This is a genomic window from Streptomyces sp. NPDC093568 (genome assembly GCF_044764945.1).
Classification (GTDB): Bacteria; Actinomycetota; Actinomycetes; order Streptomycetales; family Streptomycetaceae; genus Streptomyces.
On sequence record NZ_JBIWJD010000003.1, the window covers coordinates 1 to 18,508 of the forward strand.

Sequence of the window (18,508 nt, forward strand, 5' to 3'; positions counted from 1 at the left end):
GGGCAACGGCGTTCACCAGGCCATGCTCGGCATCGCCCGGCTCCACAACCTGGCCCTCACCGGATAACTCACGCCCCATACGGGACAACCTCTAGACGGCTGCAGTGGTGACTGGCCATGCCCCGCGGCCCACCAAGTCGAGGACGAGTGCAGCGATGTTCCATGCGTCGTCCTCGCCGCGGTGATGGCGTCCCTCGAGCGGCAGCCCGGCGATCTGCAGAGCGTGGCTCATGCCGGGTTTCTTCCGCAGTCCGTACGCCGCGGCGAATGCGGCTTTGGCGTTGGTGTGGGTGCGTTCCGTGGGATAGCCGAACGGGTACGCCACCCCGTCGGCCTGGCTCTGCCGGGCAAACTGCAGACGGTCGTACTCGCCCCAGCTCGCCCAGGGGCGCTCCCCGGCCGCGTAATCCTCGACGAGAATCCGGCATGCCTCGGCGAAGGGGACGCCCCGTTCCACCTCGGCCTGCGTCAGGCCCGTCAGTTCGGTGCAGAAGTCGCTCACCGACGACCGGACAGGGCGGACCAAGACGCGGTGCCGGGACACGCGGCGCTGCGCCGACACGTCAACGACGGTGAGACCAATCTCGATGATCTCGTTCACGGAGCCGGGCGGCGGCTGTCCATCCCAGCAAGTGGCTTCCACATCAATGACGTTCAGCAGGGACGATTCGTGGCGCATGGCGACGAGGGTAAGGAGGGGCGCCCGGTTCCGGCACCTCGATTTCACGCGCCAACTCCTTGGCGGGCAAGGATCTGCTCACCGCCTGGTCCGAGGTCTTCTGGGCCTGAGCGGAGGCAAGTACGGCCGCCGGCACCGCTCACCGTCTCCGGCCGTCCAGCCCCACCGGGCCGGCCGCACGCACGTCACGCGGGCTCGCGCCGAACTCGCGGCGGCAGGCCTTGTTGAAGGCCTGGAGGTCGGCGATGCCCACGGCCGCGGCGATGGCGGTGATGGACAGGGTGGAGGACAGCAGCAGGTGGAGGGCGCGTTGAAGGCGCCGGTGCCGGATGTACGCCACGACCGTGAGGCCGGTCTCGGCACGGAACACCCGCGTCAGGTGTGTGTGGGAGATGCCGACGACGCGTGCGACGTCCGGTACGGACAGCGGGCCGGCCAGGTGTTGCTCGACGTAGGCCTGTGCGGCGGCCACGAAGGGGTGGCGGCGCCCGGCTTCGACGCCCTTCGGCAACTCGGCGATGCGCCACAGAGCTGTCCAGACCTCGGCCGTGGCTCGCGGGGGAGAGGTCGGCATGGCCGTCACGGCGCTCCGGAGCAGATGGGCCAGGCCTGTGCTCTCGGCGGCGGCGTCCTGCATCACCGGCACCACGCGCGCGGCTCCGCCGTCGGGCAGCCGCAGATGGACGTAGAGATGCTCCGACCTGCCCCGGTAGTGGAAGTGCACCTCCGTGTTCGGCGGGACGAGGCTGACGTGGCCGGGGCGTATGGGGTGGACCGACTCCCCGAGGGCCAGGGCACCCTCGTAGTGGTAGAGGTGCAGCTGCCACAGGTCGGGCAGCCGGAAGACGTCATGGTCGGTGGAGACGCCGTGCACCCCGATGCCGGCGTTGACCACGGTGGGCGCCTCGTCGAGCCGTACTGTTACGTGCTTCACGAGGATGGAAAATTACCAGCACTGGACGAATTCAGCCCACGACCGATCCAGATCGGGCCCGTACGTTCGGCGCATGTCAACCAGCAAGCAACTCCTGACATCGGTTCAGGTGGCGCGCTTCGTCGCGCAGGGATTCCTGCGCCTGGACGGGGTGGTGCCGCAGGAGATCAACGAACGGGCCATCGCGACCTTGACCGAGGGTCTGCCGGACGTCGCCTACGGCACCCCGCTGAATGGGGCGTTCGCGTCGGACACCTTCGTCCACGAACTGCTCGACCTGCCGGTCGTCGCGGGCGCCGTAGAGAGCCTGGTCGGTCCCGGACCGACCGTCGACCACCATGCGGTTCACGTGCGCGAGCCGCACGAGGGACACGCGCAGCCGCTCCACGGAGACGCGATCATCGACGTACGGCCGGACGCCTTCGACATCCAGCTCATGTACTACCCGCACGAGGTGACCGCCGAGATGGGCGGCACCCTCAGCGTGCCGGGAAGCCATCTGCGCAGGATCAACGAGACGGACGTCGGCCGCGTCCAGAACCTCCGGGGGCAGACCCGTCTGACCTGCCCGGCGGGCACGGTCGTTCTTCTGCACCACGGCATCTGGCACGGCGGCCGCCGCAACGACACCGCGGCTCGTCGCTTCATGTACAAGCTCCGGCTCAACCCGACCGTGCCGCAGGTGCGCCTGTGGGACGTGTCCGACCTGCACGACCCCGCGGTCACCGCGGAACTGAACACGTACTTCCCCTGGTACGAGCAGGCCACGGGCCGACTGGAGATCTACAACCGGGTCCAGCTGTGGCGGGCCCTTACCGGTGACGACTCGTTCGACGTCGAGTTCTGGGTCACGCGCGTCAGCAACCGGCCGACCCTGAGGAGTCACGCATGAGGCAGCAGGTTCTGGTTCTCTACCTGTCCACGTCGGCGCTGGACTCCCACGTCGTGGGCTGGTCCCGGTACGACGGGACCGGCAGGACCCGCCCGACGACCGGTGACAGCGACGAGCCGCCGTACCCCACGGGGCTTGCCGCACTGCTCGACGGGTGGCGCCTGTTCCAGGCCTCCCAACTGCTGCCGCCGCAGGCCGGTCACGAGTACGACGTCTCCTTCCTCAAGCACGAGTTCTTCTTCGAGAAGGTGGAGGACGACCAGCGATGACAACCATATTTCCGTGGGGGGCGGGCCTGACGCAGTGGGCCCGTACCGACAATGCCAACCAGCTGTTTCATCGCCGGTCATGTCCAGCAAGACACAGCTCAGTAAGGCTCGGCCTGAGGGAGGGTCTGCGCGCACCAGATCGTCTTGCCGTTCGTGGTGTGCCGGGTGCCCCACCCCTGGGTCAGCTGGGCGACGAGCAGCAGGCCCCGGCCACCCTCGTCGAAGGCGCGGGCCCGGCGCAGGTGCGGAGCGGTGTTGCTGGAGTCGGAGACCTCGCAGATCAGGGAGGTGTCGCGGATCAGCCGTAGCTTGATCGGCGGTTCCCCGTATCTGATGGCGTTGGTGACGAGTTCGCTGACGACCAGTTCGGTGACGAAGGAGGCCTCCTCCAGGCCCCAGGCGTCCACCTGGTCGACGGCGAACTTCCTGGCGCGCGGCACCTGTGCGGGGTCCGGCTCGACGTCCCAGTCGGCGACGTGGTGGGCGGCCAGCGCGTGCGTGCGAGCGAGCAGCAGGGCCGCGTCGTCGGTGCGTCGATCGGGAAGCACCGCGTCGAGCACCGTGTCGCACAAGGACTCCAGTGAGGTGGCCGACTGGTTCAGGACCCGCTGCAGGTCGGTGATTCCCTTGTCGACGTCGCGTGCGCGGCCGTCCAGCAGCCCGTCGGTGTAAAGGGCGAGCAGGCTGCCCTCGGGCAGTTCGAGCTCGGTGGCCTCGAACGGCAGCCCGCCGATGCCGAGCGGAGGTCCCGGCTGGGCGGTCACCGGGGTCCTGGTGCCGTCCGGGGAGATGATCAGCGGCAGGGGATGGCCGGCGCTCGCCAGCGTGAACCGCCGGGACACCGGGTCGTAGACGGTGTAGAGACAGGTGGCCCCGGTCTCGCCGGTCGGCTGGAAGTGGCCGGTGGGCTGGAGGTCGCCGGCGAGGTGGAGGACCAGGTCGTCCAGGTGGGTCAGCAGTTCGTCCGGCGGCAGGTCCACGTCGGCCAGGGTGCGGACCGCCGTCCGCAGCCGGCCCATGCTGGCCGAGGCGTGCAGGCCGTGGCCGACGACATCGCCGACGACCAGGGCGACCCGGGCGCCGGACAGCGGAATGACGTCGAACCAGTCTCCGCCCACTTCCGCACCGGCCCCGCCGGGCAGATAGCGGGAGGCCACCTCGACCGCCTCATGGTTCGGCAGTCCCTGCGGCAGCAGGCTGCGTTGGAGGGTCAGCGCGGTCGTGCGCTCGCGTGAGTAGCGGCGGGCGTTGTCGATGGCGACGGCTGCCTTGGCGGTCAGCTCCTCGGCGAGGATCAGGTCGTCGGCGGTGAAGGCCTCTGGCCGGTCGAGCCGGGAGAAGGCGACGACCCCGAGGAGCGCACCACGCGCCCTGAGCGGCACGGTGATCCGGCCGGTCAGGCCGTCCGCGGCGAGGGACCCGTCGATCACCGGGTTGCCCGGTGGCCAGTGGGCCGGGTCGGCGGCGAGCCCGGGCCCGAAGGCCCATTCGCCGCCCTCGCCGGGTTCGGCGGCTAGCTCGACCGTGGACCTGCCGGTGGCCAGGCAGCGGACGGCGACGGAATCGGGAGGGTGGCTCACCGGTGTCGTGGGCCCGGGAGTTCGGTCGGTGTCGTCCTGCGCGCTGTGCCGGGCGGCGCGGCTGAGCACGATGGGCTCGCGGGAGGTGAACGCGGCCACGGAGGGGGGTTCCTCTCCGCGCAGCACCTCGTCGAAGAGATCCACGGTGACGAGGTCGGTGAATCCCGGCACCGGGGTCGTGGCCAGTTCCAGGGCGGTGCCGATCACGTCGAGGGTCCGGCCGATGCCGCCGCTGGCCTTGTTGAGGATGAGCAGGCGCTGCCGAGCCCAGTACTCGGCGCTCATGTCGAATCCCCAGTTGGCGATCGCGCGGACCCTGCCCCCGGCATCCCGGACGGGCCAGATGCTGGTGGCCCAGGCGTTGGCGTAGTCACTGCCGCGAGGATGGAAGACGGTGATGAGACGCGTGGGTTCGCCCGTCCTCGCCACTTGGGCGAGCGCGTCCGTGTAGGGCTTGTCGTCCCGCTCGGGAAACAGCGAGCGGTCGAACTCGGGAAACACCTCGCGGTACTTCTTACCGAGCACTTGCTCCTCGGAGTGCGCGATCACCCGGCCCGAAGAGGCGTTGATCCACAGAAACCGCAGATCGGGGTCGTAGACGCCCAGGGCGAACGGCGACTGCTCGAAGGCCCGGTCGGCGATCACCGGGCGGCTTCCCCAGCGCTGGAGGGTCACCGCGTGCCCCAGTGCGCGCCCGTCGGGGCCGGAGAGCGGATGAGCCGTCAGCACGGCGTCCACCGTGGAACCGTCCCGGTGGCGCAGGGGGCTGATGCCGTTGGGGCCGGCGCCGTAGCCCTCGGGGAAGCCGGGTGGCGGGGGATCGACCAGCAGGTCGGTCACGGGTCGGCCGACGACGTCCTCAGCCGTCCAGCCCAACAGGAGTCGGCCCCCCTCGCTCCAGCCGCTGACCGTGCCGTCCGGGTCCACCAGGGCAACGGCAGTGGGCTCGTCCTGCTTGCCGGCCATCTCCACCGCCACGCCTCCGTCCGGACAGCCGTACCCGTCAGGGCTGGTTTCCAGCGGCTGCTTCCAGCCTAGATCGGTCACCGCTCCACGGCGCTCCGGTTGGTGCGTTCGGGAAAGACGGTGGTGTGCATGGCCGATGTGGCAGACACATGGGATTCCACGAGGAGTAGCGGTGGACTCTTTCGAAGCGCTTCGATACGAGTGGCATCCCAGCAGGAGTGTCAAGAGGTAGACGCGGTTTCCTCAAGCAGCACATGCCGAGCGTCCTCACCGGCGTTGTACAGGAATCTTGGATGCGACCCTTGTGCGTCCCTGGGTGTTCACTTAACCTCACTGCAACATCGAAGCGCTTCGACTGCGAAGCACGCCGCAGTAGTGGGATGTCCCCTTTCAGCTCAGCCGGTTCCAGTCACGACACCGCAACCGACGCCCCCCGCCGGGTGTCCAGGTGCGCCATGAAGGGTTGACGCAATGACGCCGAACGTCGCCTCCATCTCCTCAGGACCAAGCCGGAGAAGCTTCCTCGCCTCCACGGCGGTGGCCACCGCAGCGGTGGCCGGCGGGATGCCTCTGCTCACCGCCTGCGGCGGATCGGACAGCGAGAGGCGCGAGGGCGCCACCTCGGGCAAGGCCGCCGACAAGCTGATACCGACCTACGTCGCCAGCACGGCCGCCCAGCCGGATCTGCCGTCGAAGAACGGTTCGGCGGCCGGCTACACCGGCAAGGTCGACCTTGCGGCCTTCGTCGCCTCGGTCCCGAAAAAGCTCGGTACCGGCGCTCCCCTCAAGATCATGTCCCCCCTCTGGGGCACCCCGCCGAAGCCCGGGTGCGCCTACTACAAGGCACTCGACGCGGCGGCCGGCACCAAGATCACCTGGCAGAACCAGGACGGCAACACCTACGGGGAGAAGCTCGGTGCCGTCCTCGCCTCCAGTGCCATACCCGACATGGTGGTCGTGCCCAGCTGGGAACTGGTCGGCAAGATCGCGAACGCGGTCAGCGCGAAGTTCATGGACCTCGGCCCCTATCTGGCGGGCGACAAGGTCAAGAAGTACCCGAACCTGGCCGCGATCCCCTCCGACTCCTGGCGCATGAGCATCTTCGGCGGCGCGCTGCGCGGCATCCCGATGCCCGCCGCCGCCGTGCCCAACATCGTGCCCTTCTACCGCAAGGACGTCTTCGACAAGAAGGGCTACACCGTCCCCAAGTCTGCCGACGAGTTCCTCAGCTGGGCCAAGGAGGCCACCAGCGCCAAGGCCAAGGTGTGGGCCTGTGGTGACATGAGGTGGTCGGCGGCAGGCTTCTTCGGTGTCCAGCCTGCCGGGTCGCTCGGCTGGAACATCGGGGACGACGGCAAGCTGACGTACCGCATCGAGCATCCTGAGTACCTCGAACACCTGGAGTGGGTCCGCAAGCTGTTCGCCGCGGGCGTCGTCCATCCCGACGACAAGGCGAACACGGGCGACGCGAGCCAGCGGTTCAGCGCCGGACAGATCCTGGTCTTCAACGGCGACATGTCGGCCTGGTACGGCAAGACCACCGAACAGGCCAAGTCCAACCCGGACTTCGAGATCGACGGCATGGACTACTTCGGCGCCGACGGCGGCACCCCGACGCTGTACGCCGGCCAGCCCGCCGGTATCTGGTCGATGATCCGCAAGGGCGCCTCGAAGGAGACGGTCGAGAACGCGCTGGCCGCCGCCAACTTCGCGGCAGCACCCTACGGAACCAAGGAGCGGATGTTCGTCGACTACGGCGTCGAGGGCACCCACTACTCGGTCAAGGACGGCGTCCCGATCAAGAACGACCAGGGCATCCAGGAGGTGAACAACGCCTGGGTGCTGCTGGCGGCCCCGGCTCCCTACCTCGCCCACCCCGACTTCCCCGACATCGCCCGCGAGCAGGTCGAGTGGCAGCAGCGGCAGGGCGCCTTCGTCAAGAAGACGTCCACCTATGGCATGAACATCGTCGAGCCGGCCCGCTACGCCACCCTCGCCAGCCAGTTCGAGCAGTTGGAGATCGACTTCGTGCGCGGCAACAAGAGGCTGTCCGACATACAGCAGGCCATCTCCACCTGGAAGTCCTCCGGCGGCGACAAGCTGCGCGACTGGTACAAGGAGCTCCTCGACAAGAACGGCAGCGGCAACTGATGTCCATCACGGCCGGGAGCAGGCCCGATGGGACTCGTCCGCCCGCAGCCGTCGAGGAACCGACGGCCGCGGCCGCCGCGGCGGCGGCCAAGGACCGGGTGCCACGCAGGACGAGCAAGGCGGGCAACGTGGCCTGGCGGATCCGGCTGCGCCGCGACCGCGCGCTCATCCTGATGACCCTGCCCGGCATCGTCCTGCTCCTGATCTTCAACTACGTCCCCCTGCTCGGCAACGTCGTCGCCTTCCAGGAGTACGACCCGTACGTCTCCAGCAACGGCATCATGGCGATCTTCCACAGCCCCTGGGTGGGCGTGGAGCAGTTCTCGCGGATGTTCGACGACCCGCTGTTCTGGAGCGCCACGAAGAACACCCTCGTCCTGTTCGTGCTCCAACTGGTGCTGTTCTTCCCCGTCCCCATCGCCCTCGCGCTGGTCATCAACAGTGTGATCAGGCCCCGGGTGCGGGCCGTGGCGCAGGCGATCATGTACCTGCCGCACTTCTTCTCCTGGGTCCTCGTCGTCACCGTCTTCCAGCAGATCCTCGGCGGCGCGGGCATCATCGCGCAGACCCTGGAGCAGCACGGCTGGAGCGGCTTCGACCTGATGACCGACGCGGACCTGTTCAAGTACCTGGTCACCGCACAGGCCGTGTGGAAGGACGCCGGCTGGGGGATCATCGTCTTCCTCGCCGCTCTGTCCGCGGTGAGTACCGACCTGTACGAGGCCGCCGCGATGGACGGCGCGGGACGCTGGCGGCGGATGTGGCATGTGACGCTGCCCGCGCTGCGCCCGGTGATCGCGCTGCTGCTGGTGCTGCGGGTGGGTGACGCCCTGAGCGTGGGCTTCGAGCAGTTCCTGCTCCAGCGGCACGCGGTCGGCGCCGGGGCCAGTGAGGTCCTGGACACCTACGTGTGGAACATGGGCATCCAGAACGGCGACTTCAGCTATGCGGCCGCGGTCGGCCTCGTCAAGGGACTCATCGGAGTGTGCCTCGTCCTGGGCGCGAACAAGTTCGCGCACCTGCTGGGCGAGCAGGGGGTGTACAAGAAGTGAGCCTCAACACGCAGCTCATCCGCAGTCTCAAGGCGCCCGCACGCCCGGTGTGGGAGGAGCCGCCGAGCAAGGCCGGAATCACTGCCAAGAGCGGCTTCCTCCTGCTCTGCTGCCTGGGGGTGCTCGGTCCGCTGTGGATCGTGATCGTCACCAGCCTCTCTCCCAAGCCCGTGATCGACCGGGTCGGCGGCCTCGTCGTGATCCCCCAGGGCATCACGTTCGTCAACTACACCGAACTGCTCGGCGGCGGCCAGGTCAGCCGGGCCATCATGGTCTCGGTCGGCGTCACGCTCGTCGGCACGCTGTTCTCGATGGCGGTGTCGGTGCTGGCGGCCTACGGCCTGTCGCGGCCGGGGAGTCTGGGCCATCGCTTCTTCCTGATGACCATGATGGCGACGATGTTCTTCGGGGCCGGGCTCATCCCGACGTACCTTCTGGTGCAGACGCTGGGCCTCACGGACACCTATCTGTCCCTGATCCTGCCGAGCGCGGTCAGCGTCTTCAACATCCTCGTCCTGCGGGCCTTCTTCATGGGGATCTCACCCGAACTCACCGAGTCCGCCCGCATCGACGGGGCGAGTGACCTGCGCATCCTGCTGACCATCATCATGCCGCTGTCGCGTGCGGTGCTGGCCGTCATCTCGCTGTTCTACGCGGTCGGTTACTGGAGTGCCTGGTTCAACGCCTCCATCTACCTCAGCGACCAGCAGATGATGCCGCTGCAGAACGTGCTCATCCAACTGGTCCAGAAGAACACCGAGGCGCCGACGGGCCTCCAGCAGGCGGTCCGCACCGGCGAACTCTCCGCCCTGGGACTGCAGATGGCCGTCATGGTCCTCGCGCTGATCCCCGTCGCGGTCGCCTCCCCCTTCGTCCAGCGGCACTTCAAGAAGGGCATGCTCACCGGAGCCATCAAGGGCTGAGCCCCTTCGCGGTCAGGACTTCCTCCGGCGACGCGGAGCCGAACACCTCGTCGCCGGAGAGGGCCACGCCCTCAGCACGGGGGCGTGGTGGCACATCCCCCACATTTCCCCCCACCCGTGGAAGGGACACCATGGTCAAAAGCAGCATCCGCAGGATCGCCATGGCTGTGCTCGCGCCGACGATGGCTCTCGGTGCCACCGTCGGACTGGCCTCCGCCCCCGCTTCGGCCGCAGTCTGGAACTCGTGCGACCAGTGGGCAGGCACCAACCTGAACGGCTACACGCTCTACAACAACATCTGGGGCTCCGGCGCCGGCAGCCAGTGCATATGGGCCAACTCCGGGACCAGTTGGGGTGTCTGGGCCGACCACCCGGGAACCGGCGGCATCAAGTCGTACCCCAACTCGACGAAGGCGATCAACAAGACGATCGACTCCCTCGGCCGGCTCACGAGCGACTACAACGTCGGTGTCCCGTCGTCCGGCGCGTACAACACGTCGTACGACATCTGGGACACCGACCACGACTACGAGATCATGCTCTGGGTCAACTACAACGGAGCCGTCGGCCCGATCGGCGGCTATGAGGGCAACGTCTCCCTCGGCGGCCACAACTGGAACGTCTACAAGGGCACCAACGGGTCCAACGAGGTCTTCTCGTTCCTGCGGACGTCCGACTCCAACACCGGCACCGTGGACATCAAGCCGATCCTCCAGTGGCTCGCCTACAACAAGCGCTGGATGGCCGGCAACGAGACCATCGGTGAGGTGCAGTTCGGCTACGAGATCACCTCCTCGCCCGGCGGACTCAACTTCACCACCAACAACCTGACCGTCAGCGGCGGCTGACCCGGCCGTGGGCCCCGCACCACCGGCGCGGGGCCCACTTGGTCAGCAGGTCGAATCGGTCTGGGTGAGGAGGGCGAGCCGCGAGGGAGGAGGTTGTAGTCACTGCCCGCGTTGGCCAGGGTGTCCAGGAGCCGGCGATCCTGCCGAGGTCCAGGAGAGGAAGCAGCGCCGGCCGCCCGATCCGATGGCCTCGACCAGGAGCAGGTACTGGTTGGTGCCTCCCACCTTGTACACGTTTCTCACTTCGAACAGGGCGTACTTGGAGTCCTGGGCCGCGATGACGGTGTTGGTGAAGCCGTTCGGGAACTGGCCGAGGCTCGTCTGGGAGCGGTACAGGTGCCCGTTGTCGTCGGAGGTACTCCCTCGCGTGCTCCCGCGCGACGGTCTTCCACGCGGTCGCGGTCCTGAGCGGCGGGCAGCTCAGCGGATGCGGCGGCGGCACCCAGCCGATCGCCTGCCTCGGCGTGCACGGGCTCAGGGACAACGTCCTCGGCATCTCGGCGGACGTGCCCTGCGGGACAGGTTCGTCAGGAACAACGCCTGCACTCCCCAGAACCCGCCCGAGCCGGCACAGGGCAGCCGGACGCACCGGGTCACCACCCACTCGGGATGCTCGGCCTCCACTTCGAGTGCCACTGGAGTGACCGGGCGTACGGCTGACAAGGCGCCGGGCGGCAAGCGGCCGCCCGGCGCCGGTCGCATCACGTCACGTCTTGGTGCAGGCGGTTCCGTTCAGACTGAAACCGGCCGGTGCGGCGAAGGCGCCGCTGTAGGTGCCCTGGACCCCGAACGTCTGGCTGCCGCCGGGGGCGATGGCCGCGTTGTGCGTCTGGCCGCTCGCCGTGACGGATCCCGAGGACGGGGAGACGGAGGCGTTCCAGGAACTGGTGATGAGCTGGCCGGAGGGCAGGGTGAACGCGAGGCGCCATCCGTCGACGGGCACCGAACCGGTGTTGGAGACGGTGACGTTCGCGGTGAAGCCTCCCTGCCACACGTTCGTGGCGTACGACACCTCGCAGGTCGTGACTCCGCCCGGCCCACCCGGTCCAGCACCCGTGTTGACCGTCGACGAGAACGAGTTCACGGCCAGCCCCGCGCCGTTCTGCCAGGGCTCGAAGCCGGCCTGCACGCTGGTCAGATACCAGTTGTTCTGCGCCAGCCCGCGGGCCACGGCCTGCCGGACGAAGTCCATCACGTCGAAGCTCCAGCCGCCGATCGCCGACGGGGCGACGAAGGAGAGCACGTCGTTGGAGCCGTTGCCGCCCGACCACACCTGCCAGGTGCGTCCACCCACGGTGGCCGTGCCGACCTGGGAGCCGATCGGCTGGATCGGGCCCACCTTGTTGAACCAGATCATGATCTCGGTCTTGTTCACGCCGTCGGTGCGGGGCGTCGGGTCCAGCCAGATGTCGTACGAGGCGTTGTACACGGCGTCGCCGACGTAGCCGTAGGAGATGCTGCTCGGTGCGCTGGAGATCCGGGCGAGTTGCGCGGGGAGGTTGGTGCCCGGCGAGCAGTTGGTGTAATGGCAGCCGTTGAAGAGGGACGGGTACGACTTCGGCGCGCCGCTGGTGGGCACGGAGCCGTCGGCCCGGGTGAGCCGGAAGCCGGTGTCGGTGGAGGTGACGCACTGGGGGTCGCTGGTGCCCCAGCGGTTGTTCTGGAGGACGTAGCGCCCTTGGACGACAGTCGAGCCGAACTGTTCGCACACCGTGGTGTCGGCCTGGGCCGGCGGTGTGGCGGCGAAGAGCGCGGCGACGGTGGCGAGCGTGGTGACGAGCGCGGCCCAAGTGCCGCGCAGGGAAAGGGGAAGGTGCTGTAACGGTCGCATGCGGGACCTCTTTCGGAGGTACGGCCGGACGGGGTGTGGGGTGGGGCGCTCCCGCCTCCCCATGTGAATGGGAGCGCTCCCATGTGCTTTCTGACGGACTGTAGGAAATTTGCATGCCCCTGACAAGCCTGTGTGCGGAGGCTGTGTTCGGTCCGGGAGAGCACGGCACCGCCGAAAGAGGAGTGAGGCGGCGCGCGGGGACGCCGCCGCCCCGGCTGCCCTGGAAGGGGCGACCGGTGCGAGGGACTGTGGGTCAGGATTCCTTGACGACCGTGCCGGTGACCGAGTCTCCGGACTTCGTGACCTTGTACTTCACCGTGGCGCCGCTGTGGAAGTGGAAGGTCAGCGTCGCCGTGTCGCCGTCACGCAGGGACTTGAGTGTGTCGGCGGTCAGGATGATCGTGCCGTTCGGGACGTCCGGCCGGAAGGCGATGTTGAACTCCTGGAACGGAGTCCAGCTCGTCGGGCCGGCGTTGGTGCCGTCGGCGTACGTGGCCTCCATCGTCGCCAGGTCGTCTCCCTGGTACTTCGTGGGAATGGCGAACGCGTCCTTCGTGCCCGTGGTGTCCGAAAGGACCGGGGTGTCGTACGTGATCACGTCGATCTGCCAGGGCAGACCCTTCGAGAGTCGGGCCTGGAGCGTCGAGTTGACTCCGTACGCACGGTCACCCGCCAGCTTGGTCAACGTCGATGCCCTCAGGGCGATCCGGTCCTTGAAGAGGGTGTAGTCCCGTCCCTCGGTCAGCTTGGTGGCGCCGTGCCACAGCCCGCGGAACGTCAGGCCGTTGCGGTTCAGGGTGAGCGACTGTCCCTCGATCTGGCCGGACTTCTTCAGGTAGATGCGGTCGAAGGAGGTGGTTCCGGAGCGAGTGGTCCAGCTCGACTTGATCCACGCGAAGAGCGCGGGGTCGCGCCACTTCAGGGTCGCGCGGTTCAGGTAGGCGAAGCCCGGGTCCCACAAGGCGGTGGTCACACCCGCGGTGCGCGCCAGGTACCCGATGTGCCCGTAGTACTTCAGCGCCTCGCCCCGCTCGATGCGGGAGGGGTGATTGTCGTCGGGGTAGGCGAGCAGGCCGTATTCACCGACGTAGACCGGGATGCCCTGGTCGGTGAAGATGTGCTTCATCCGGGCGAAGACGTCTTCCGCGTCGTTCTGGGCCTTGTCGTCGTACCGGGTGCCGCCGGCGATGTTCACACTGAACGGGAAGTAGCTGTAGTAGTGCACGGAGGCGACGAGGTTCTTGTCGCTCAGCCCGCTGATCGTGGTGTGCAGGCTGTCCATGAAGTCCTGGGACGGGGTGCCACCCGGTGTGGTCAGAACGAGCAGACGGTTCTTGTTCCCGCCGCCCGAAGCGCGGACGACCTTGTGGAACGAGGTGTTCAGCTCATGCACCAACTCGGCCTTCCGCGCGTCCGTGACATCGCCGAAGGTCGGTTCGTTGATGCTCTCGAAGAGCAGGGTGCGCGGCTCGTCGCGGAACGCGGCGGAGATCTGCTTCCAGAGGGAGTCGAAGCGGGCGAGCACCTCGTCGCGGTCGATGGAGACCTTGTACACCCACTGCCAGGAGTCGTGGTGCACGTTGAGCACGACGTAGAGGCCCTCGGCCTGCGCCCAGTCCGCCACCTCCTTGACCCGGTTCATGTACGCGGCGTCGACGGCGTATGGCGCGGTGTCCTTCTGGTAGTTGCTCCAGGTCACCGGGATGCGGACGCTGCGGAAGCCCTGCTCCCGGACGGTCTTCAACAGCTCCCTGGCGGCCTTGGGGTTGCCCCAGGACGTCTCCTCCGGGATCGCGTCCAGGGTGTTGCCCAGGTTCCAGCTGGGCTGCATCGCGGCGACGGCGTCCATGGCCCGGGACGGAACCTTGACGGTGGGGAGTACCTGCGGTGCCGTGTCGCCGGGCGCGGCGACAGCCGTGCTGCCGGCCAGGCCCAGGACGACGAGCAGCGCCATCAGCAGGCCGGCGAGGCGTCCAGGGCCGCGTCTGTGGTGGCGGGCGGGTTGCCGTAAGTCGTCCATGTTCTTGCCTTTCGTTCGGTCCTGCGGTTAGGTCCTGCGATTCGGTCGTGCGGTTCGGTTGTGCGTTTTGCGACGTGTCTTTTGGTCGGTCGTGGAGGTGGGGGTTCAGCCGTCGAGGGGCTCGTAGTCGAACCAGTCGAAGTGGACGGTGCCTGCCGTGGCGTACAGGCCGATGACCCGGCCGGTGAAGCCGCCGGCGACCTCCGTCGACAGGTAGCGGCCGTCGAGGGTCGCGAGCTCGGTGAACGTTCCGTCCGGGGCTTCGATCCCCAGCGAGACGACGTCGGGTCCGGTGCAGGGTCCGTGCGGTGACGGCGGGTCGGTGACGGCGACGGCAAGGGTCACCGGCCCGGCGGGCACGGACTGGGCGGCCACGACCGTGCGCAGGGAGCCGACGCGCGCGATCACCCGCACCTCCGCGCCGCACGCCTCGATCGCGTAGTGGTGCCGCTCGTCCAGCCGTACGGCGAGGCCGCCGCGCCCCTGCCCCGCGTCGACCAGGGTGCGCGCCCGGCAGGAGAAGTGCCGCTGACGCCGGCCCGTGAACACCACGTCGGGCTCGTCCAGGGAGGCGCCCCGCGCGCGGAGCGTCAGCCAGCCGGGGCGCTCCTTGGTGGTGCAGAGCTCGGCGGGGCGGTCCCGCAGGGAGATCCAGGCCGGCGCGAGTTCGCTGAGCTCGAAGTCCTCGCGCCGCTCCTCGGCGGGGACGGGGGAGATCGGCCAGGGCGGCGCGGGCATGTCCAGGGCGACCTCGCCGACGACCGGCCAGTCGTCCTCCCAGGTCACGGGAGCCAGGAAGGTCTCCCGGCCGAGTACGTGCCAGCCGGGGGTGCCGCCGCGCGGGCGCACGCCGAGGAAGACCATCCACCACGAGCCGTCGGGGCCTTGGACCAGGTCCCCGTGCCCGGTGTTCTGGACCGGGTGGTCGGTGCCCCGGTGGGTGAGGATCGGGTTGGCCGGGTGCGGCTCGAACGGACCGGTCGGTGAAAGGCCGCGGGCGATCGACACGCCGTGGCCGCGCTCGGTGCCGCCCTCGGCGATGAGCAGGTACCAGTAGTCGCCGATCCGGTACAGGTGCGGCGCCTCCGGAGCCTTCGCGCCGGGGCCACCGGACCAGAGCTTGTGCGGAGTGCCGTACGTCTGTCCGGTGGACGGGTCGATGCGGACCTGCGACACCCCGGCGACCGTGCACCAGCAGGTGCCGTCCTCGTCCCAGGCCAGGTCGGGGTCGATGCCGGGCACGCCCGGGGCCCGGACGGGGTCCGACCACGGTCCGGCGGGATCGGTGGCCGTGACGATGAAGTTGCCACCGCCCTCGGCGCAGTTGGTGACGATCAGCCAGAAGCGGCCGTCGTGATGGCGCAGGGTGGGGGCGTAGATGCCGCCGGAGGACCACGCCTGCGCCAGCGGCAGTTGTTCCGGCCGGTCCAGGACGTTGCCGATCTGCCGCCAGTTCACCAGGTCGCGGCTGTGGAAGAGGGGGATGCCCGGGAAGTACTCGAAGCTGGAGCAGGCGAGGTAGTAGTCGTCGCCGACGCGGCAGATGCTCGGGTCGGGGTGGAACCCGGGGAGCACGGGGTTGGTGGCGTGGGCGGGCGGGTTCTGAGCGGGCACCCTCGGTCGTCCTTTCGTCGGGTGGGTGGCGGGGTCGGCGCTCAGGGAGCGTCCGGTGCCGTGCGGGTGATGCGGAGCAGCGCCGCGGACGGCGCGGTGGGCAGGGTCACGGTGAGGTCGGCGGTGTCCGGGTTCCAGACGGCGACCGCCTGACCTGCGGCGGGGTACAGCACCTCGGCACGGGCCGCGCCGCCCGCCGGTTCAGCCAGCCGGAGGGTGGTGGTGGCCTCGGCGCCCGCGCGCCGCCAGACGGTGAGGTAGGTGGCGGCGGGGGTGTGCAGGGCGAGCGCGATCCAGGGGTCGTCCCAGCCGGGGAGGCCGAGCGGCCAGGAGGGCACGGCTTGCGGCAGGTCGGCACGGATGGACTTGTACGTGGCAACCGCTTCGTGGACCAGGGCGCGGGCCTCGGGCCCCAACTCCAGCAGGCCGCCGGAGAGATGGATACGGCCCAGAAGAGCGCTCGCCATGGTGAAGGCGACCTCGTCGAGTGAGTCCGCCGGCTGCGGATAGGCCCACACGGCACCCTGCTCGGGAGTGACGGCGGTGGGCGCGGAGGCCGCGATGGGCGCGTAGTGGTGGAGGTTCTGCTGGTCGCTGGTGGACTGCAGTTGCAGCCGCGAGAGCAGGGCGTGGTCCCAACGCATGCCGCCCGATGCGCAGTTCTCCACCACCAGGTGCGGATGGCGGTCCAGGATGCCGTCGAGCCAGTCCAGGTGGGCGCGGTTGTGGCCGAGCAGTCCGGCGCCCGCGCTCTCGCCGGGGTGGGCGCTGGTGCCGGAGCCGGGGTCGATGTTGTGGTCGAGCTTGAGGTAGCCGACGCCCCATTCGCCGACCAGGCGGTCCACGACCTGGTCGAGATGGGCGCGGGCGGCCGGGTGGCGCAGGTCCAGGTGGTACCGGCCCACCTCCGAGATGCGGACGCCGTCGCGACGGAAGAACGCCTCCTCGGGCAGGGACTTGGCCATGGGGCTGTGGACGCCGATGACTTCCGGCTCCAGCCACAGCCCGGGGACCATGCCGCGTTCGCGGACGCGGTCCAGCACCTCGTGGATCCCCTTCTCGCCGGGGAATCGGGAGGCGGCCGGTTCCCAGGCGCCGACGCTGGTCCACCAGCCGCCGTCATCGTCGTCGTACCAGCCCGCGTCGATGACGAAGTACTCGGCGCCCGCGTCGGCGGCCGCGTCGATCAGCGGCAGCAGCTTGTCGGTGGTGGGGTCTCCCATCAGGCAGTTCATGTAGTCGTTGAAGATGACGGGCAGAGCTTGGTGGTCGGGATGCGGACGGCGCTGGGCGCGGCGGTAGCGGGTCAGCGCGGCGAACGCGGCGTCGGGGCCGCCGTCGGCGAAAGCCAGCGCGGCCGGTACGGTGCGGAAGGCGGCACCAGGTTCCAGGGGGTGCCGCCAGCCGTGATGGGTGTCGGTGGGCCCGAACAGTGCCAGGTAGGCCGCCTGGTCGCGCTCTTGGCACTCCCAGCGCCAGCCCCCGCCGTTGTGCTCGATCTGCCACACCCAACCGCGGCCGGAGTGACGGTCCGTCAGGCCGCCCATGGGCAGGTGTCCGCAACTGGACCACGTGCCCTGTCCGTTCAGGGCGAAGCCGGCCTTGCCATGCCCGTAGTGCACGCGTCCGCTGAGGGCGGGTGTGGTCAGGCGCATCGGCTGTCGCTGCCAGCGGCACTCGGCCAGCCAGTCGTTCTCCGCCCACAGCAGGTCGGCGGCGTCCAGGTCCGCTGGGTCCGGCGTGGTGAGACATCCTGTCGTGAACGAGCTGACCGACTCCAGGTGGAGTGTGTCCTGCCCTTCGTTGCGAAGCGTCACCTCGCTGCGGAGCACGGGTAGGCCGTCCGGCGACCGGTAGGTCACCTCCGCGACCAGACCCGTGCCCGGGTCGTGGAGGTGGACGGTGAGGATGTGCCAGTCACCGTCGCGGGCCGCGCTGTGGGTCCGGTATCGCAGCCGCTCGCCGAGAGCCGTCTGGACCAGACGGCTGCCCGACCAGTTGCGCCCGTGACCCGTGGCCGTCACCTCCACCAGAGGCAGGGACCCACGGGTGCCGCTGCCCGCCTCGCCCGGACGTCCGAGGTGCGTCAGACGGGCACTGCCGTCGTCGCCGAGAGTGAACTCGAGGTGCAGGGCCTCGTGACCCCAGCGAAAGTTCCGCTGTTCCGTTTCCATGGTGGCCCTCTCCGGGTCAGTGGCCGCGCAGGACCGCGCAGGCGCCGGGCGGGAGTTCGTGCGCCGCGCTGCCGGTGAGCAGGTCGTGGGCGGGATCCGGCAGGGGCCCGGTGTTCTCGGTGTGGTTGATCAGGACGTGCCAGCGGCGGCCGTCGGCCGCGTGCCGGGTGACGGCTTCGACACCGGTCGGCAGGTCCGGCAGCTAACGCCCCTCCTCCGGTTCGAGCAGGGCCCAGGAGAAGACTCCGAGAGTGGCCAGGTTGACCCTGGCCCGGCGCATGAGTTCGTCGTCCTCCTTCCAGACGGCTCGTCCCACTGCTCGGGGTTGTAGGCGCCGCCGAAGGCGAGACCGCCCAGGCGGTCGGTGACGCTACGTGCCGTCATGGCGGGTGAGCCTTTCCTGTGGCTGTCGAAGCGCTTCACTTCCGAGGGAAGTTAACGGACATGTTTCGAGCGAAACAAGGGGCTGTGCGAGAGGAAACTTTGTCTCTACTGGGCCATTGACAGGCGGTGAGCGAGAATGACAGCGTCGATGCGCTTCGACAATTCGTTCTCCATTCCCGCCTTCACCGCCC

14 protein-coding genes and 3 pseudogenes are annotated in these 18,508 nt (G+C 69.0%); 7 read left to right on the plus strand and 10 right to left on the minus strand.

The window, feature by feature from the left end:
• Window positions 1-91 precede the first annotated feature (91 nt).
• Window positions 92-679 (minus strand): exonuclease domain-containing protein, encoded by a 588-nt coding sequence (locus tag ACIRD7_RS14150; protein ID WP_403453090.1) that lies wholly within the window; start codon window positions 677-679, stop codon window positions 92-94.
• A gap of 139 nt (window positions 680-818) precedes the next feature.
• A complete protein-coding gene (locus ACIRD7_RS14155) occupies window positions 819-1,613 on the minus strand; it encodes a helix-turn-helix domain-containing protein (protein WP_403453091.1) in 795 nt (264 codons plus the stop codon).
• Window positions 1,614-1,686: 73 nt separating this feature from the next.
• Here ACIRD7_RS14155 and ACIRD7_RS14160 point away from each other — a divergent pair, with 73 nt between their 5' ends.
• Together ACIRD7_RS14160 and ACIRD7_RS14165 are read left to right on the plus strand one after the other, a co-directional pair.
• Window positions 1,687-2,505: a phytanoyl-CoA dioxygenase family protein gene (locus ACIRD7_RS14160; protein WP_403453092.1), complete on the plus strand. Its 819-nt coding sequence runs from the start codon at window positions 1,687-1,689 to the stop codon at window positions 2,503-2,505.
• Complete coding sequence (locus tag ACIRD7_RS14165; protein WP_403453093.1) at window positions 2,502-2,774, plus strand: hypothetical protein; 273 nt, start codon at window positions 2,502-2,504, stop codon at window positions 2,772-2,774. Before ACIRD7_RS14160 ends, ACIRD7_RS14165 begins: the two co-directional genes overlap by 4 nt.
• A gap of 98 nt (window positions 2,775-2,872) precedes the next feature.
• Here the strand turns inward: ACIRD7_RS14165 and ACIRD7_RS14170 are convergent, their stop codons facing one another.
• On the minus strand, window positions 2,873-5,320 hold the full coding sequence (locus tag ACIRD7_RS14170) for a SpoIIE family protein phosphatase (RefSeq protein WP_403453835.1): 2,448 nt from the start codon (window positions 5,318-5,320) through the stop codon (window positions 2,873-2,875).
• 471 nt (window positions 5,321-5,791) lie between these two features.
• On the opposite strand from ACIRD7_RS14170, the gene ACIRD7_RS14175 reads away from it, so the two are divergent.
• The 4 genes from ACIRD7_RS14175 (at window position 5,792) to ACIRD7_RS14190 (ending at window position 10,294) form a co-directional block, all read left to right on the plus strand.
• Window positions 5,792-7,471: an extracellular solute-binding protein gene (locus ACIRD7_RS14175; RefSeq protein WP_403453094.1), complete on the plus strand. Its 1,680-nt coding sequence runs from the start codon at window positions 5,792-5,794 to the stop codon at window positions 7,469-7,471.
• Window positions 7,471-8,523, plus strand: coding sequence for an ABC transporter permease (locus ACIRD7_RS14180; protein WP_403453095.1), 1,053 nt, complete (start codon window positions 7,471-7,473; stop codon window positions 8,521-8,523). Before ACIRD7_RS14175 ends, ACIRD7_RS14180 begins: the two co-directional genes overlap by 1 nt.
• Window positions 8,520-9,446, plus strand: a complete 927-nt coding sequence (locus ACIRD7_RS14185) for a carbohydrate ABC transporter permease (protein WP_403453096.1) — start codon at window positions 8,520-8,522, stop codon at window positions 9,444-9,446. Before ACIRD7_RS14180 ends, ACIRD7_RS14185 begins: the two co-directional genes overlap by 4 nt.
• A gap of 131 nt (window positions 9,447-9,577) precedes the next feature.
• The gene (locus ACIRD7_RS14190) at window positions 9,578-10,294 is read left to right on the plus strand and encodes a hypothetical protein (RefSeq protein ID WP_403453097.1); all 717 of its coding nucleotides are present in this window, start codon (window positions 9,578-9,580) and stop codon (window positions 10,292-10,294) included.
• Between the two features lie 118 nt (window positions 10,295-10,412).
• Here ACIRD7_RS14190 and ACIRD7_RS14195 read toward each other — a convergent pair.
• A pseudogene (locus ACIRD7_RS14195) lies at window positions 10,413-10,651 on the minus strand (non-reducing end alpha-L-arabinofuranosidase family hydrolase); the annotation flags it as partial.
• Between ACIRD7_RS14195 and ACIRD7_RS14200 the strand changes: the two are divergent.
• Window positions 10,651-10,913 (plus strand): annotated as a pseudogene (locus ACIRD7_RS14200) (hydrolase); the annotation flags it as partial. The pseudogenes ACIRD7_RS14195 and ACIRD7_RS14200 sit on opposite strands and share 1 nt — an antisense overlap.
• Window positions 10,914-11,000: 87 nt before the next feature.
• Here ACIRD7_RS14200 and ACIRD7_RS14205 read toward each other — a convergent pair.
• The 6 genes and pseudogenes from ACIRD7_RS14205 to ACIRD7_RS14230 all read right to left on the minus strand — a co-directional run.
• Window positions 11,001-12,125 (minus strand): cellulose binding domain-containing protein, encoded by a 1,125-nt coding sequence (locus tag ACIRD7_RS14205; protein ID WP_403453098.1) that lies wholly within the window; start codon window positions 12,123-12,125, stop codon window positions 11,001-11,003.
• Window positions 12,126-12,378: 253 nt separating this feature from the next.
• Complete coding sequence (locus ACIRD7_RS14210; RefSeq protein WP_403453099.1) at window positions 12,379-14,145, minus strand: cellulase family glycosylhydrolase; 1,767 nt, start codon at window positions 14,143-14,145, stop codon at window positions 12,379-12,381.
• A 105-nt stretch (window positions 14,146-14,250) separates the two neighbouring features.
• The gene (locus tag ACIRD7_RS14215) at window positions 14,251-15,759 is read right to left on the minus strand and encodes a glycoside hydrolase family 43 protein (RefSeq protein ID WP_403453100.1); all 1,509 of its coding nucleotides are present in this window, start codon (window positions 15,757-15,759) and stop codon (window positions 14,251-14,253) included.
• A gap of 41 nt (window positions 15,760-15,800) precedes the next feature.
• Window positions 15,801-17,933 carry an alpha-galactosidase gene (locus ACIRD7_RS14220; RefSeq protein WP_403453101.1) on the minus strand — a complete coding sequence of 711 codons (2,133 nt, stop codon included), beginning with the start codon at window positions 17,931-17,933 and terminating at the stop codon, window positions 15,801-15,803.
• Between the two features lie 16 nt (window positions 17,934-17,949).
• On the minus strand, window positions 17,950-18,135 hold the full coding sequence (locus ACIRD7_RS14225) for a Beta-galactosidase C-terminal domain (RefSeq protein ID WP_403453838.1): 186 nt from the start codon (window positions 18,133-18,135) through the stop codon (window positions 17,950-17,952).
• 3 nt (window positions 18,136-18,138) lie between these two features.
• Window positions 18,139-18,317, minus strand: a pseudogene (locus tag ACIRD7_RS14230) (beta-galactosidase); the annotation flags it as partial.
• Between the last annotated feature and the right edge of the window lie 191 nt (window positions 18,318-18,508).

Bases quoted from the DNA above. Each gene is read 5' to 3' on its own strand.
- ACIRD7_RS14150 (WP_403453090.1), bottom strand. From the start codon at position 679: ATGCGCCACGAATCGTCCCTGCTGAACGTCATTGATGTGGAAGCCACT.
- ACIRD7_RS14160 (WP_403453092.1), top strand. From the start codon at position 1,687: ATGTCAACCAGCAAGCAACTCCTGACATCGGTTCAGGTGGCGCGCTTC.
- ACIRD7_RS14165 (WP_403453093.1), top strand. From the start codon at position 2,502: ATGAGGCAGCAGGTTCTGGTTCTCTACCTGTCCACGTCGGCGCTGGAC.
- ACIRD7_RS14170 (WP_403453835.1), bottom strand. From the start codon at position 5,320: ATGGCCGGCAAGCAGGACGAGCCCACTGCCGTTGCCCTGGTGGACCCG.
- ACIRD7_RS14175 (WP_403453094.1), top strand. From the start codon at position 5,792: ATGACGCCGAACGTCGCCTCCATCTCCTCAGGACCAAGCCGGAGAAGC.
- ACIRD7_RS14180 (WP_403453095.1), top strand. From the start codon at position 7,471: ATGTCCATCACGGCCGGGAGCAGGCCCGATGGGACTCGTCCGCCCGCA.
- ACIRD7_RS14190 (WP_403453097.1), top strand. From the start codon at position 9,578: ATGGTCAAAAGCAGCATCCGCAGGATCGCCATGGCTGTGCTCGCGCCG.
- ACIRD7_RS14205 (WP_403453098.1), bottom strand. From the start codon at position 12,125: ATGCGACCGTTACAGCACCTTCCCCTTTCCCTGCGCGGCACTTGGGCC.
- ACIRD7_RS14210 (WP_403453099.1), bottom strand. From the start codon at position 14,145: ATGGACGACTTACGGCAACCCGCCCGCCACCACAGACGCGGCCCTGGA.
- ACIRD7_RS14220 (WP_403453101.1), bottom strand. From the start codon at position 17,933: ATGGAAACGGAACAGCGGAACTTTCGCTGGGGTCACGAGGCCCTGCAC.